The organism is Thalassobacillus devorans, assembly GCF_011761345.1.
Classification (GTDB): Bacteria; Bacillota; Bacilli; order Bacillales; family Halobacillaceae; genus Thalassobacillus; species Thalassobacillus devorans.
Genome location: NZ_JAASRY010000002.1, coordinates 636,562 through 651,313, shown reverse-complemented (window position 1 = coordinate 651,313; position 14,752 = coordinate 636,562). Strand labels below are relative to the sequence as shown.

Genomic DNA, 14,752 nt, shown 5'->3' with positions numbered 1-14,752 from the left:
AAATGGCTGAACTAAAATATTTATATGGCATTATACCAACAGACGAACTTAAACAAACTCCTCTTCCCTCTTTCAAAGGATTAGATGATCAGCATGAATGGTATCCCATCGCCTTCGATGGAATCGAGGCAATTGTGTGCGACTTAGAAGAAAGTGACTACAATGAATCTGCACTGAAGGAAAAGACCTCAGATGTTGAGTGGGTTCATGAAAAAGCTTTCCATCATCACGAAGCGGTTATGAAGCTTCATGAAAGCTATACAGTAATCCCGATGAAATTCGCAACAATCTATACCAGTAAAGCCAACCTGGAAGAAACGCTCACCAAACATTACCAGGAAATGGACGGGTTACTTTCCTGGCTGAAGGGTAAAGAAGAATGGAACCTGAAAATTTATTGTGACAACGATTCGCTCAGGGAGCGTACCGCTGCTCACAATTTCACTATAGAAGCGAAGAAAAAAGAATTGGAACACATGTCACCAGGCAGGAAATATTTGGAGAAACGCAAATTGGACCGACTCATTGATCAAGAGCTGGAGAAGGATAAAGAGCAACACTCTTCTGCTATCCATGATCAATTGGCAACTTACAGCGTGAAGACGGATATCAAAAAGAATTGGAATAAAGATGTAACAGGAAGAACCGATGAAATGTGCTGGAACAGTGTTTACTTACTCGAAAATCAACAAGTAGAAGAGTTTCTGGGTAAGGTGAAACAGCTGCAGGAAGAATGGAAAGAAGCAGGGTTCACCCTTGAATTGACCGGTCCATGGCCTGCTTACCATTTTTCGAAACTGAAGTGAAGTGAGGGGGATTCATGTCACATAGACAAGAGTTTGAAAATAAGGATGTAGGACTTATCGATGTGTTGGATGTAGTACTTGATAAGGGCGTAGCAATTAAAGGCGACCTTATCATATCGATTGCAGGTATTGATTTGGTCTACCTTGATCTTAGAGTATTGATTTCATCCGTTGAGACACTCGTACAGTCTAAACTCGATGGCGATGGGCAGTTATCCTCTGAGCAATTCGAAAAAGAGAAGGAGGCGTTGGACCATGTCACAAAAACTTGATCACCGCCCCCAAAAAAGCGGGAGAATCAGCCTGGATGAACAAGGTGCCGAACAGGGGTTGGCACAGCTTGTATTAACAGTTATAGAATTGTTACGTCAGCTGGTTGAGCGTCAGGCACTCCGCAGAGTCGATGGAGGCACCCTGACTGAAGAGGAAATCGAGCGGCTTGGAATGGCCTTGATGAACCTGGAAGTCAAAATGGATGAACTAAAGGAAATTTTTGATTTAGATGATGAAGACTTAAATATTGACTTAGGACCATTAGGCAACTTACTTTAAGCACACTTCAAGGAGGTGGCGCACATGGCTATTGAACAATCTACCCAATCTAGCAATCTGGTAGATGTGCTGGAAACTGTTTTAGATAAAGGTGTTGTCATAGCAGGAGATATAAGGGTAGGCATCGCGGATGTTGAACTTTTATCCATTAAGATTCGTTTAATTGTAGCTTCCGTCGATAAAGCGAAAGAAATCGGCATGGATTGGTGGGAGACAGATCCTTACCTGAACTCCAAAGCCGCCAATAAAGAACAAGATAAAAAACTGAAAGAAGAAAATGATGAGCTGCAAAAGCGAATTGAAGAGTTAGAAAAGAAAGCAGGACAAGACAATCGTTTAGTATAATATTACTAATATTTTAATTATATTTAATTACACTTAAGGAGGAATTATCATGGCAGAACAACAAAAAACCCAACAAGCAAAAGAAGAAGTAAAAAATCAGGCAGAGAAAGCTAAGAGAGCATTGGGTAAAAGAGATGTAGCAACTGGTACAATTATCGGAGGTGTAGTCGGAGCCGCAACGAGTCTGTTGTTTGCACCGAAAGCTGGTAAGGATCTTAGAAATGATATCTCCACTCAGACGAATACAGCTGTCGGAAAATGCAAAGACTTCAGTAATTCCACTCGCGAAAAATGTACAGATTGGAAAAATACAGCTACAGAAAAATCTCAGCAGCTAAAAGAGAAGTTCAAGAAGAACAAGGATAATGAACAATCCCAAGAAGAACAATCTACTGAGGAGCAAACAGCTGAAGGTCAAAATGAGGCTGCTGCAACCACAGAAGTCGATACTTCTCAAGAGAAGCAAACGGAAAGCAAAGAACAAAATAAACAGCAAGATCAGAATACTAACGAAGATAAAAATAAGCAGAAAAATAAGCAAAATACTTCTAAAACAAAAAGTAACTCCAATAAAAAAGAAGAGGGAGAAACTACCCTAAAAACAGACGACGATACGGCAAAGTAATCTTCAGTAAATAGGAGGTAGCGGTTATGAGTAATGATGATGTACTATCCATGTATGTCAAAGCAGCTAATAAACATGATTTTAATTTAGCAATTACGTTGAACATCAATGGGGCGCTCGTCACTGGAACTACTATCTCTGCTCAGAGCTACTTCGATAAAATCAGCGAAAGCTTTGAGGACGGGAATGACGTAGCACAGTCACTAAGTGACCAATTAAAAAGTGCCAGTGAAACTGCTGAGAAGAGCAGCTCAGACGAAGCACGGTTTATTCACTTAAAAGAAGCCCAAGTATATTGTGGCGACAGCAATCCTACCCCTTCCAAAGGTAAATTCTTATGGCGTGGCAAGCTGTCAGAAGTAGATGGCTTTTTCCTTGGAACCATCGCCAAAGATAAATAAAAATTCACGAATACCATAAGCTTGTAGAGGAATCTTGGATCCTTCTACAAGCTTTTTCCATACCTTCTGTTCATGACCGCTAATAAGAACAGTTAATTAATAGCTATTATTTATAAGGTTTTCCTCTCGTTCTGGGTATATGCTATAATTAGCAGATGATTCAAGACCCGGATAAGAAATGAGGAGTTCTATGCTAAGCTTTAATGAAAAAATTTCAATCATTGAGGAGTTTCCCCAATTGGAGCGTAAAGATGTTTCACTCGGTAGAGTGAATTATCATTACTATCCAAGCGTGTACGATAAAACTATTGTGGTACACCACCTTCACCCTAACGGCAACGGGTTCGTTTATACTGGTCAATTGAGCGAGTATGATGCCGATTCAAAAGGTTTGGTCAATATCAGGAATTACACTGAAAACCAACTACGCGAAATTATTACTTCTGCCATCGGTAATTTATCAACAGACGCAGAAATATCGCATAAACAGACATGGACAGGTCCCGACAACCAATCCCTGCTGCTGGTTCAGGAAGATTACTTCTGGAATATTTATACTGGAGAGATGCTAGAAGAAAGCTTCGAAACCTATAACGAAGCAGAAGCTTATCTTAAAGAAGAAGGATTCATCAAAACATAACTCTGTATAACGTTTTGAGTGATGCTTATTCAAAGTCCTATGGGAGGATAGTACATGGTGAGATCCCGCAAGGCGAAGCCTGAGGAAGCTCACCGTACGCCCATGGAAAGCGAGTGATTTCCCGGACCTCCCTACCGTTACTAACGTAACGGAAACAACTTATCTTGAAACTGAGTGTTCCATTAAAGGGAGCTTATCTGTAAAATTAATGCTGAGATTAACCAGAGCTAAAACATAAAAAAAGACGAACTTCCAAGTGGAGTTCGTCTTCTTTGTGTTTCAATAAAACATTCTGCTCTTAACAGCTGTGACTTGCAGAAGGTCTCCCCAAGTACCATGACCTCGTTCTTGAATCATACGGATTGCTTCACAGAAAAGATAGGCCGTAGTCAGCGTATCGCCTAAAGCAGTATGTCGCTCAAAAACTTTTGTGCCTAACATGGCCGCATAATCCATTAAGTCTTTCCCGCCTTCCGTAGGAAATAGATACCTTAATAAACTCACCGTATCTACTGCTCTTGGTTTCACAAATTTATATCCTTCCCGGGAAAGCTCACACTTCATCAGCGTGATATCAAATTGTATGTGATGCCCAATAAGACAGGTAACAGCATTCTCTTCTGTTATATTCGAAAAACGGTTGATAACTTGATAAGCATTCGGTGCTGACTGTACATCACGGTCTTGTATACCCGTTAACCTAACAATTTTATCAGGAATTTCACGGTCAGGATTGACATAAGTCTGATAGGCTTTTTCTTTTTCCACCTGAAGTTTCCGAACTGGTACTGCAGCCAATTCTATCATTCGATCTTCCTTTTGCACGTTAAAACCAGTCGCTTCCGTATCGACTACTTGAAAATTGACATCTTCCAGCCTGGTTGATAAGGGAATTCCTTCTTGCAAGTCAAAATGAAATCGTTTCGCTCTCTTTATCATAGTTGCTCGCCTCCACTTCCCTTACCTTTACAGTGAGTACTGGCTTAACATCGTTGTTTGCAGTTTCCTCATCTCTTTCAAGGCCCGTATCAATTTTTCTTTTTCCCTGGTTGAAAGCTGGGAGAAAGTAAGAACCGATGACGGCGGCTTTCCTGCTGTTATGCTCTCCCATTTTTGCTTAATATAAAATTCCATTACCTGAGTTAAGGCATGTCTCAAATCAGTTGCAAGCCAATCAGTAATGACGTCTTTCTCTACTAACGCTCCCAATTTTTCCAAAGTTGTCCCTTCCAGAATCTGATTGGATAGCGATAAAATCTGCAAAGCATGGTGAAATGGAAATAATACTTCTTTTTTTAGATTCAACTGTTTACGGTCTATACGTAAAAGGGCTCGTATCGGCTGTTCCAGACTGGGAATCTGATTTTCTTTTTCCACTTGAGCCAGTCGATATAAAAAGATACTCGAACGTCTGACCTCCTCTTGTACCGTTTCAAGGAAATTTGCATGCAGCTCCTCTGACCCATACAATTTACGGAAAGAGAAGAAGTTCTGAGCAAGAAGTAAGGTGTCATTGGTCGACCTCATGGACCACCTTCTCAATGTTTCTCTCCACCTGCCCAGCGATCCTCTCCACATGGGCTCACTGGCCATCATGTTTCCTTTACATCTTTCGTACCCTGCTTTCTCCAGGTTATTCGTAATTTCTTTCCCAAGTCGTGAAAAATAGGCTTCTACCTCTTCTTTCTTGTTCTCCTCAACCTCTTCATAGACAAGAAAGTGATCCTGATCTGTCAGGACGAACTGTTCCCCCCGCCCTGAACTCCCCATTTGATACCAGACAAACGCTGCCGGAGGACTTCCGGCTCCTTCAACCTTAAGTGTATCAACAGCAAGTGCTACGGCCCGCTTAGTCAGTCGATCGTAAAGTTCAGTAAGCACATCCAAAATATGCAAAGAAGGTACATTATCACGGATCAGCAAAGCTAGGATATCGTAAATTTCCTTTTTTACTTCGTTTAACTCATGTGCTCCTGTATCCTCCACCTTTTTTAAAGCAGAGAACATTTGACGATTTTTCTTTCTCAGTAGATCAGCCATTGTTATCATACCGGCTACCTTTTTTTCGTCATCTAATACAGGAAGATGTTTAACCCCTCTCAAAATCATTTCCGATAACGCATGATAGTAATAATCGGCGCGGTGGATATGATATGGCTGCTCAGTCATGATACTTTCAGCCAGGTCACTTACCGTTTTGTTACGTGCGACTACACGGCTTACAAAGTCTTTCTCCGTAATGATGCCTTCCAGGCTCCCATCCTTCGTAATTACAATAGAGCTTGCATCTTCTTTAAGCATCGTTTCTGCTGCTTTCTGTATAGTTACATGACGGTCTACAGTAGTAGCCGGACGGGTCATGATATCCTGTACACGTAAAAGAAACGGTTCGCTCTCTCCGAACTCATGAGCGAGTCTTACCTGTTCCGCCAAGGAAACATAGACATCTTTCAGCCTGGAGACTACCTGGTGAAGGAAATAATCACGGATATCTTCTTTTCTCCATAATTCCTCCAATACCCCATAAGGAATATAGAGCCCTACTACAGTTTCAATCGCCCTGATCTCGACCATATAGGCGTAAGTGTCATCATCACTTATGCCGAGAAAATTGCTGAGGCTGCCAAGACCAAGAATTCCTCCTTCCTGGACAACCTCCAGCACTTCACCTGTGTCTTTATCTTCAGCCGCTGCATATACTTCCGCATTCCCCGAAGTAATGAGTAATATACCTTCACGCCGTTTTCTGGCATGGGCGATGATCGCCCCTTCCGGGTACATTCTTTCTTCACAACAGGTATACAGCTCCCGGAAATACCCGTCGGAAAGCTTCTGAAAAAGCGGCTGATGACGGACTTTTTCACGTACCCGGCAACTATTTGGTGGAGTCTGGTACGTCTTGTGAATCATCCATCCATACCTCTCCATCTCGATAAGTCATTTGCTCTGGATAACGGAGATCAATGACCTCTTCCTGAGCTTCACGCGTCGGTTCTTTAGTCGCCAATGAAACAATAATATTAGTTAAAATGGCAGCAGCTGCACCGAAGACGCCAGCCCCTGTGTCAATAATTCCAAGAACAGTAAAGCCGCCATATTTAGCTGCGAAGATATAACCGAGCGTTACAGATAAACCGACAATCATACCGGCAATAACTCCAGGACCATTTGAACGCTTCCACCAGACACCTAGCAACAATGCCGGGAAGAAAGAACCTGAAGCCAGCGCAAACGCCCAGGCAACAATTTGAGTGATTGCTCCCGGAGGGTTCAATGCAATCAAACCAGCAATAACAGTAGCTAATACAATCGACCATCGGCCAACAAGCAGACGCTTCTTTTCGCTTGCATTCGGGTTGATGGAACGATAGTAAATATCATGGGAGAGCGCAGCTGAGATAGCGATCATAAGTCCACCAGCAGTGGATAATGCTGCAGCCATCGCACCAGCTGCCATTAAACCGATGACGAATATACCCAGATTAGCGATTTCTGGGGTCGCCATAACCACAATATCGTTACTGATGACAATCTCCTGCCATTGCAGTACACCATCTCCATCAGTATCTGCAACCGATAACAGACCTGTATCTACCCAGGAGGCTGTCCAGGCAGGCAAATCGTTAATAGCTGAACCTGCTACTTGTGTCATCAGAATGAAACGGGAAAATGCTGCATAAGCAGGGGCCGATAGATAAAGCAAACCAATGAAAAGTAACGCCCATGCCCCGCTCCAGCGAGCTGCTTTCATAGTAGAAACCGTATAAAAACGAACGATAACGTGTGGGAGACCAGCTGTTCCTGCCATCAATGTAAACATTAATGCAAGAAACTGCCATTTCGTACCTTCAGTAAATGGAACCACGTACTCTGTAATCCCAAGTTCCTGATCAAGGACACGGAGCTCGTCAATCACTTGACCATAAGATACCCATGGCATAGGGTTCCCTGTAAGTTGAAGTGCCATAAAAATAACCGGGATTAGATAGGCAGTAATCAAAACAATGTATTGAGCGACCTGAGTCCAGGTTATCCCTTTCATCCCGCCAAGCGCAGAGTAAAAGGCAATCAATACGACACCAATCAAAGTACCGACGGCAGCATTGACTTCGAGTAGACGACCGATAACGACCCCCGAACCCGAAAGCTGCCCAACGGAGTATGTAAAACTTATTATGATCGTAGCAACGGCTGCAATCAGCCTTGCTGTATCACTACGATATCTGTCTCCAATAAATTCCGGAACTGTATATCGTCCGTATTTTCGGAGTTGCGGTGCTAATAGGAAGGTTAGAAGCAGGTAGCCGCCTGTCCAACCCATAATATAGGCTAAACCATCGTAACCCAGAACCATGACTGTCCCGGCCATACCGATAAAAGAAGCAGCACTCATCCAGTCTGCCCCGATTGCCATTCCATTGAAAACAGGTGGAACTCCCCTGCCGGCTACATAAAAATCTGATGTCGCTTTTGCCTTATTGTAAATAGCAATTCCAATATAAAGACCGAAAGTAGCCGCGATTAACGCAAATGAGACTAAAAATTGTACATCCATCGTTGACCTCCTAAATATCTACAACTGTATTTATTACAAAATTAGGCTCGATTTAATGATCAAGCGTCTTGCCAGCGCTGATGGATTCATTCTTCTTGGCATCAATCCCATATTTTTTGTCAATCTTGTCACTAACTACCGCATTGACAAAAAGAAGAATGATGAAAGTCAATACTGCCCCTTGTGCACCCATGTAATAATGAAGCGGGAAGTGATTGAATGTGATGGTTGATAATGGCTCCGCAAATAAAACCACTCCATAAGAAACGAGGAAACCTATAGCTAAATAAATCACAATCATTGTCGTCCGGGCGCGAAAATATCCATCTGCCACCTTTTTTTCAATTTTCTTCACAATATCCACCTCCTTTCAATTTATATAACCTGTGTTTAACTAAGCCTTCAGCCACGCAAATTAAAAATAAAACGAATCGTTTCCCAAAAAGGCATGGGAACCATGATAATTTTTACTAACATAAACAAAAAAACAGAAATAAAAGGAACAACAAGAAAAACCGGCTTTTTTTTGTTGAGAGCCAGAATGACAGAGCCAATAGTTATCAATGCAAATATAATTACCCAAACCATTTTCCAACCACCTTGTGAAAGCGTTATCAAAATACGGAGCAAAATAGTTAAACAGCACTTATACGACATCCCTCCATCCTTTAGTGCATTATTAAATGACAGAAAATTAATTATATTGCTATTATTCTAAAGTTCGACTTTATTTGTCAAGTTATATATCACTAAAATAATTAGCAAAACTGTATTAAAACACCCCAGAATAGCCTCTAAATGGCTATCCTGGGGTGTTAGATTTTTTTATGCTTTTTCTACAACATATGCTTTCTTTTCTCGATAGTATTTCTCTCCATCTTGAGAAGAATGTTCAAAGAAACCTTCAAATTCCTGCGTAACTTTATACTCACGATCCGGCTCAGTGAATAATTGGCTTCCATTGTTAGAAAGAAGCAAAACGTCCTTTGTTGAGACAAAACTATCCAGTTCCTGAGCAGAATAGTTATTTCCAGGTTTTAGTGTATTGAACCCACTGTTTGTCATAAACATTCCTCCTTTTTCTACAATCATTTCCCAGGAGAAACAGGCTTCAAACATCTTCCTCTCAAAAAACTGTTTTGGTAATAGTTCACACTCATGAACAAACAGAGAAGAAGCAAACTAATATTGTAAAGGGAAGGGGGTGTTTGGCGCATGCAAGGACGAAACATCCAGTGGCTTCCGATAATCGCTTCCGTCGGCATCGGAGCAGCAACTTACAGCATGATGACAGGTCAAGGCGGACAACTACAAAACGTGTTACCAAGTTTGACGAACATGGCTGGGCAGAACCAACAAAACAAGCAAGGGTAACTTGGCCTTTCGGGTCAAGATCAAATAAAGGGAACGAACTCTCCTTCTATTCGGGCGAGTTCGTTTCTTATTATTAACAAATGTTCGTGCGAAAAAATTAAAAAAATATTACCAACCATCAATTGGAGGTGTACAAAGTGAGTAAGAAAGCGAGTAGAAACAAAGGCAAAGCAGCATCAAATGTAAATCCTCAAGGGCTTAGTGATGATGTACAAGACCAACAGCCGGATTCTCAATTAGAACAACGTACGAAAAAACGCAACACTAAAATATAACAATAGAAGTTTGATGAAAAGTGGAACAAAAAAAGAGTCAGCCTTTGGGGCTGACCCTTATCCTATATTCAATCGAGTTCCAAATCTGTTACTGCCCCTTTTGCTGAAGATGATACCAGACGGGCATATTTGGCAAGTACACCTGTCTTGTGTTTCAGTTCCGGGCGTTGCCATTCATCTTGCCGGCGTTCAAATTCTTCTTCTGTGATACCAACATTGATTTCCTGGGTTTCACTGTCAATCGTGATGGTGTCACCTTCTTTCAACAAACCAATCGGTCCGCCGACAACGGCTTCTGGGGATACATGGCCAATTACAAACCCATGTGAGCCACCGGAGAATCGGCCATCTGTCATTAGGGCGACCTTACCTCCTAGCCCTCTTCCAACAATCATGGATGTAATGGAGAGCATTTCCGGCATTCCTGGCCCTCCCTTAGGACCAACGTTACGAATGACCAGGACATCCCCTTCTTTAATTTCTCCGCCTTCAATTGCTTTAGTGGCGTCTGCTTCACTATCATAAACTCGAGCTGGACCTTCAAAACGGCTGATTTTCAAACCAGACATTTTAGCAACTGCTCCATCTGGTGCCAGGTTTCCGCGCAGAACGACAAGTGGCCCTTCCGGTTTAATCGGGCTGTCAAGCGGAAGAATTACTTGTTGTCCTTCTTTCAGTGATGGTGCTTCTTCCAGGTTTTCTGCTACTGTTTTACCAGTCACTGTCAAACAATCACCATGAAGCAGTCCATGTTCATGAAGCAGTTTCATAACAGCCGGTACGCCTCCTGCTTCATACAGATCCTGCATCACATATTTACCGCTTGGTTTCATATCTGCAATAAATGGTACCTTTTTCCTTACCCGTTCGAAGTCGTCTAAGGAAAGGTCGACTCCTGCAGAATGAGCCATGGCGGTTAAATGTAAGAGCGCATTTGTAGAACCACCAAGCGCCATGACAACGGTAATAGCATTTTCAAATGCTTCTTTTGTCATGATATCCCGTGGATAAATTTCTTTCTCGAGTAGTTCAACTACCATTTCTCCTGCTTGTCGGCACTCCTGTTCCTTGTAATCGTTAACAGCAGGTGTGGAGGATGAACCTGGGATACTCATTCCTAAAGCTTCTACGGCCGAGGCCATCGTGTTGGCGGTATACATCCCGCCGCACGCTCCAGCCCCTGGGCAGGCATTACATTCTACTCTATGAAGCTGTTCTTCATTGATTGTGCCTTCCTGATATTGTCCGACGGCTTCAAAGGAAGAAACAATATCAATATCTTTTCCATCCAGTTTACCAGGCTGGATTGTGCCACCATATACATATACGGATGGGATGTTCATTCTTCCAATCGCCATGACACATGCAGGAGTTGTTTTGTCACAACCTCCGATTGCTACGACGCCATCAAGCCGTTCAGCGTTCGTCACCGTTTCGATTGAATCAGCGATGACTTCCCGGCTAGGTAAAGAATAATGCATTCCTTCATGTCCCATGGCAATCCCATCGGAAACAGTAATGGTATTAAAAATCATTGGTGCTCCACCATTATCTGAAGCTCCGCTCTTTGCTTCTCTGGCAAGCCGGTCAATATGTACGTTACAAGGAGTAACTTCACTCCACGTACTGGCGATGCCGATCATCGGTTTTTGAAAATCTTCATCTTCAAACCCTACCGCTCTTAACATGGAACGGTTCGGTACCCGATTAACGCCTTCACTGATTACTTTACTTCGTATGCGTAAGTCTTTTTTGTTTTCCATCAGCTACACCTTCCTACTCCTTTATTTACGCCAGGCGCTCAGCCTGAACCTTTGACTATTATTATGTAATGATACTAATTTGTCGCCTGCTACGCAATGAGTTTTCTGAATATATCAAGTTTTTACAAAATAAAAGCGCTTTCTTTATTGTTATAAAGCATATCAGAAAAATTTTGACATTTGTTTGAATAAAATAGAGAAGGGTACTGCATGTAACCTGCTTGTAACTTCACCTATGTATGGCTCATATGCTAATATATTAGAATGACTGGTGACGAACAGAATATTTTTAATGGGAATGATGGGTATGGACAATAAAGAAAAAATTTACAATAAATTAATGGACATTGTAAAAGAAGAAAATGTAAAAGTTGATGAAATGCTGCGAGACCATTTATATACCAGACTTGGCGGCAAAGCAGACTTCTTTATTACACCAAGTACTTACGAAGAGATACAGAATGTTGTCAAATTTTCCAAGGAAGAAGATGTCCCTTTTACATTACTGGGGAATGGTTCCAACTTGATCATCAAGGATGGAGGCATACGTGGAATAGTTATTAACCTGAAACATCTTGATAAAATTTCTTCGGAAGGAAATACAGTTGTAGCCCAAAGTGGAGCGCGAATTATTGATGCTTCTTATTACGCATTGGAGCAGCACTTATCGGGGCTTGAGTTTGCCTGTGGAATCCCCGGAACCGTTGGAGGGGCCTTATATATGAATGCCGGGGCTTATGGTGGGGAAATAAAAGATGTTCTGGATTATGCTTTTGTCGTTGATAAAGAAGGGAATCTCGTTAAGCGGCTCGCCTCTGAGCTTGACTTAGATTACCGAACAAGTAATATTCCAGATAATGGAGACATTGTCGTAGAAGCAACCTTCAACCTGACACCAGGTAATTATGAAGATATTAAAGCCGTAATGGATGATCTGACATACAAAAGAGAATCAAAGCAGCCCCTGGAATACCCATCATGCGGAAGTGTTTTCAAACGACCGCCAGGGTATTTTGCCGGCAAACTGATTCAGGACAGCAAACTCCAAGGAACAACCATCGGAGGAGCTGAAGTCTCCACCAAGCATGCCGGGTTTATCGTCAACAAAGATAATGCTACTACAACGGACTATATTGCTTTAATTGAACATGTCCAAAACACCGTCAAAGAAAAGTTCGGAGTTGATCTCGAACGTGAAGTACGGATTATCGGTGAAGATCCTGAATAACCATCACTGCACATCAATAGATGTGCAGTTTTTTTATAGTTTAAGAAAGAGGATTGAAGAATAAGAAAAAACAAAGGGGCTTTCACCATAAGAACCTGACGACAAGCCAAGTTTTTCTAATTTTCTTTTCGCCATTTCCCTGCAAATGTATGTATTTATCAACTTGACCCGACAGAAATTCATCAAGGTTCGACAAAAAAACCCTTTTGAAATCGATTCTTGTAACAATTTTTATTGTTTAAGCCTCGAGAAAAAGCGGTATAACCTACTATACATTAAATTAACAGTTTATGGTTTTCCATCATCAGAATCTTTCTTCATGATATTTCACATTAATAAGGAGAGAATAGTCATGAAAATCAAGGTACGTAGTTGGCAGATGTTAACGAGGCAAGATAAACTGTTTATTTTGAAAGCTGTCAGTCAACGGTCCCGGGTGATGAAAAGTGCTTAATTATAAAGAAAAGAAAATAAATAGATACAGCAATTCAATACTTACCCTTTCTTAAACTTTCGTGACCAGCCAAATGTTGTCGCGGAAGTTTTTTTATGTTTATTTGTATGATTAATCCAATTTGTCGTGAGCCAGTTTTTATGTCAGCAATTATACTACCACCACCTACTCAGCCTTTAAATAAATAATCAAATTATAATTATTATAAAAAATATTCATTTTCCATTAATAAGTGTTATCATTGTTTTAGATCGTGTGTCAGGTGCAGCAGAAAGCGTAGCTTATGACCATAATGACCACTACACCCAGGCAGGGGATCAGTATCGTTTGATGTCTGAAGATGAGCGCACCCGCCTTATTTCCAATATCGTTGGTGCAATGGAACCAGTAGAGAGCGACGAAATTAAACAACGGCAAATCGAACATTTCTATAAGGCAGACCTTGAATATGGTCAGCGGGTTGCAGAAGGACTAGGCTTTTCTGTAAAACAGGAAGTATGACAAGGGGCTGCCAATTATCAATTAAATAATGACTATTATCATTTAAAAGGAGATTCTCACTATTAGAGAATCTCCTCTGTTCAATTATTTATTCTTTTTTATCCTCCACTTCCCAGTTTTGGATCTTATCTGTTTCAATAATTCCGATGACTACATCATCTACATCAGGATCCTCCAAAACGCTGTCCCTTACCCTGTATTTGATATCATCCGCTTCTGCTAACGTCAATCCTCCTCTTAACTCGATAGCACCATCAACATGGTAATCATCTCCCTCACGAATAATGCGAAGCCTCTTGATATCCTCAACGTCTTTATCGGCAAGTATAATAGATGCAATCCTATTTTCTACAATTTCTGGTGCAGCAGCGCCAATCAGCCCCATCGTGTTTTCATAACCCAGCATCAACGCAATAATAATCAGCAATACTCCAATAAGCATAGTCCCGATTCCGTCCAGTATATATAATCCAGTGAAGTGTGCTAAAACTACGGATATGAGTGCCAAAACCGCTCCTGAAGTAGCTATGATGTCTTCATAAAAAACAAGCTTTGTTGGTGGAGCGGCATATTTAACATTTTTGAATGACGCAGTTAGTACTTGCATACCCGAAGCATCCACACGTGATTCCTTCACCACTTCTTTCATCGCTTTGATTAAAATGAAACCATCGACGGCGATGGATGCAACTAAAATCAACACGTTAAGCCAAAAGCTTGTCGATGCCTTCGGATGCTGGATGATTTCCCATCCCTTTAAGATCGTTTCATAGGCCATGATGCCGATAATAATGACAGCTAACAATACAAACAAATTGACCACCCGTCCGAAGCCGGTAGGGAACCGCTTCGTCGGCTCTTTTTCAGCAAGTGCACTTCCAAAGTATACAAGCCCCTGATTAGTAGCATCAGCGATGGAATGGATAGCAGTAGCCATCATAGCACCACTTCCACTAACTGCTGCCGCTATGCTTTTGATAATCGCAAGGCCGGTATTCCCAAGCGCAGCTACACCGGAAGACTTGTTCCCTTTTTTCAAAAGTTCCAGCAAAGCCATATGTTCAACTCCTCTTGTAGAGTGATGCAATTCTCCATGTTCTTTTTATTATTTACCTTAACAGTCTGATAATACATCTCCCCCACCTAGCATAATAATAACCCTGTTGAAAAATTGTAATAATACCGCTTATTACCGTATAATAGTTCCAAGAACATTCGTTCCCATTAAGACCA

At 41.5% G+C, this 14,752-nt stretch carries 18 protein-coding genes and 1 pseudogene; 11 read left to right on the top strand and 8 right to left on the bottom strand.

The features are described from left to right. Positions 1–2: 2 nt before the first annotated feature. The 7 genes from FHS45_RS10345 to FHS45_RS10315 all read left to right on the top strand — a co-directional run bounded on the left by FHS45_RS10345 (position 3) and on the right by FHS45_RS10315 (position 3,369). On the top strand, positions 3–806 hold the full coding sequence (locus tag FHS45_RS10345) for a GvpL/GvpF family gas vesicle protein (RefSeq protein WP_062441020.1): 804 nt from the start codon (positions 3–5) through the stop codon (positions 804–806). Between the two features lie 14 nt (positions 807–820). Further along, positions 821–1,078: a gas vesicle protein gene (locus FHS45_RS10340; protein ID WP_062441022.1), complete on the top strand. Its 258-nt coding sequence runs from the start codon at positions 821–823 to the stop codon at positions 1,076–1,078. Then, complete coding sequence (locus tag FHS45_RS10335) at positions 1,062–1,358, top strand: gas vesicle protein K (protein WP_062441024.1); 297 nt, start codon at positions 1,062–1,064, stop codon at positions 1,356–1,358. Before FHS45_RS10340 ends, FHS45_RS10335 begins: the two co-directional genes overlap by 17 nt. Positions 1,359–1,382: 24 nt before the next feature. Further along, on the top strand, positions 1,383–1,703 hold the full coding sequence (locus FHS45_RS10330; protein ID WP_062441028.1) for a gas vesicle protein: 321 nt from the start codon (positions 1,383–1,385) through the stop codon (positions 1,701–1,703). 49 nt (positions 1,704–1,752) lie between these two features. After that, entirely contained in the window at positions 1,753–2,328 is a 576-nt protein-coding gene (locus FHS45_RS10325; protein ID WP_062441030.1) for a YtxH domain-containing protein, read from the top strand. 26 nt (positions 2,329–2,354) lie between these two features. After that, positions 2,355–2,729: a gas vesicle accessory protein GvpU gene (gene gvpU, locus FHS45_RS10320; protein ID WP_062441034.1), complete on the top strand. Its 375-nt coding sequence runs from the start codon at positions 2,355–2,357 to the stop codon at positions 2,727–2,729. A gap of 190 nt (positions 2,730–2,919) precedes the next feature. Next, a complete protein-coding gene (locus tag FHS45_RS10315) occupies positions 2,920–3,369 on the top strand; it encodes a hypothetical protein (RefSeq protein ID WP_062441038.1) in 450 nt (149 codons plus the stop codon). Between the two features lie 279 nt (positions 3,370–3,648). Here FHS45_RS10315 and FHS45_RS10310 read toward each other — a convergent pair whose 3' ends face one another. The 6 genes from FHS45_RS10310 to FHS45_RS10285 all read right to left on the bottom strand — a co-directional run bounded on the left by FHS45_RS10310 (position 3,649) and on the right by FHS45_RS10285 (position 9,016). Beyond that, the gene (locus tag FHS45_RS10310) at positions 3,649–4,308 is read right to left on the bottom strand and encodes a 3'-5' exonuclease (RefSeq protein WP_062441042.1); all 660 of its coding nucleotides are present in this window, start codon (positions 4,306–4,308) and stop codon (positions 3,649–3,651) included. A gap of 27 nt (positions 4,309–4,335) precedes the next feature. Further along, positions 4,336–6,279, bottom strand: coding sequence for a DUF294 nucleotidyltransferase-like domain-containing protein (locus FHS45_RS10305; protein ID WP_062441045.1), 1,944 nt, complete (start codon positions 6,277–6,279; stop codon positions 4,336–4,338). Beyond that, positions 6,245–7,924 carry a sodium:solute symporter family protein gene (locus FHS45_RS10300; protein WP_062441048.1) on the bottom strand — a complete coding sequence of 560 codons (1,680 nt, stop codon included), beginning with the start codon at positions 7,922–7,924 and terminating at the stop codon, positions 6,245–6,247. The genes FHS45_RS10305 and FHS45_RS10300 overlap by 35 nt, the downstream gene beginning before the upstream one ends. A gap of 52 nt (positions 7,925–7,976) precedes the next feature. Beyond that, positions 7,977–8,279, bottom strand: coding sequence for a DUF4212 domain-containing protein (locus FHS45_RS10295; RefSeq protein WP_062441051.1), 303 nt, complete (start codon positions 8,277–8,279; stop codon positions 7,977–7,979). A 47-nt stretch (positions 8,280–8,326) separates the two neighbouring features. Beyond that, the gene (locus FHS45_RS10290; protein ID WP_062441053.1) at positions 8,327–8,512 is read right to left on the bottom strand and encodes a hypothetical protein; all 186 of its coding nucleotides are present in this window, start codon (positions 8,510–8,512) and stop codon (positions 8,327–8,329) included. Between the two features lie 237 nt (positions 8,513–8,749). Beyond that, the gene (locus tag FHS45_RS10285; protein ID WP_243847125.1) at positions 8,750–9,016 is read right to left on the bottom strand and encodes a hypothetical protein; all 267 of its coding nucleotides are present in this window, start codon (positions 9,014–9,016) and stop codon (positions 8,750–8,752) included. 123 nt (positions 9,017–9,139) lie between these two features. On the opposite strand from FHS45_RS10285, the gene FHS45_RS10280 reads away from it, so the two are divergent. After that, positions 9,140–9,298, top strand: a complete 159-nt coding sequence (locus FHS45_RS10280) for a hypothetical protein (RefSeq protein WP_166761401.1) — start codon at positions 9,140–9,142, stop codon at positions 9,296–9,298. 137 nt (positions 9,299–9,435) lie between these two features. Continuing rightward, positions 9,436–9,573, top strand: coding sequence for a hypothetical protein (locus FHS45_RS10275; RefSeq protein WP_166761400.1), 138 nt, complete (start codon positions 9,436–9,438; stop codon positions 9,571–9,573). A gap of 68 nt (positions 9,574–9,641) precedes the next feature. On the opposite strand, the gene ilvD is transcribed toward FHS45_RS10275, so the two are convergent. Beyond that, positions 9,642–11,336, bottom strand: a complete 1,695-nt coding sequence (gene ilvD / locus FHS45_RS10270) for a dihydroxy-acid dehydratase (RefSeq protein ID WP_062441057.1) — start codon at positions 11,334–11,336, stop codon at positions 9,642–9,644. A 307-nt stretch (positions 11,337–11,643) separates the two neighbouring features. On the opposite strand from ilvD, the gene murB reads away from it, so the two are divergent. After that, positions 11,644–12,564: a UDP-N-acetylmuramate dehydrogenase gene (gene murB, locus FHS45_RS10265; RefSeq protein ID WP_166761399.1), complete on the top strand. Its 921-nt coding sequence runs from the start codon at positions 11,644–11,646 to the stop codon at positions 12,562–12,564. 709 nt (positions 12,565–13,273) lie between these two features. Beyond that, positions 13,274–13,519: pseudogene (locus FHS45_RS10260) on the top strand (catalase-related domain-containing protein); the annotation flags it as partial. 88 nt (positions 13,520–13,607) lie between these two features. Here the strand turns inward: FHS45_RS10260 and FHS45_RS10255 are convergent. Next, positions 13,608–14,576, bottom strand: a complete 969-nt coding sequence (locus FHS45_RS10255) for a cation diffusion facilitator family transporter (RefSeq protein ID WP_062441065.1) — start codon at positions 14,574–14,576, stop codon at positions 13,608–13,610. Positions 14,577–14,752: the final 176 nt, after the last annotated feature.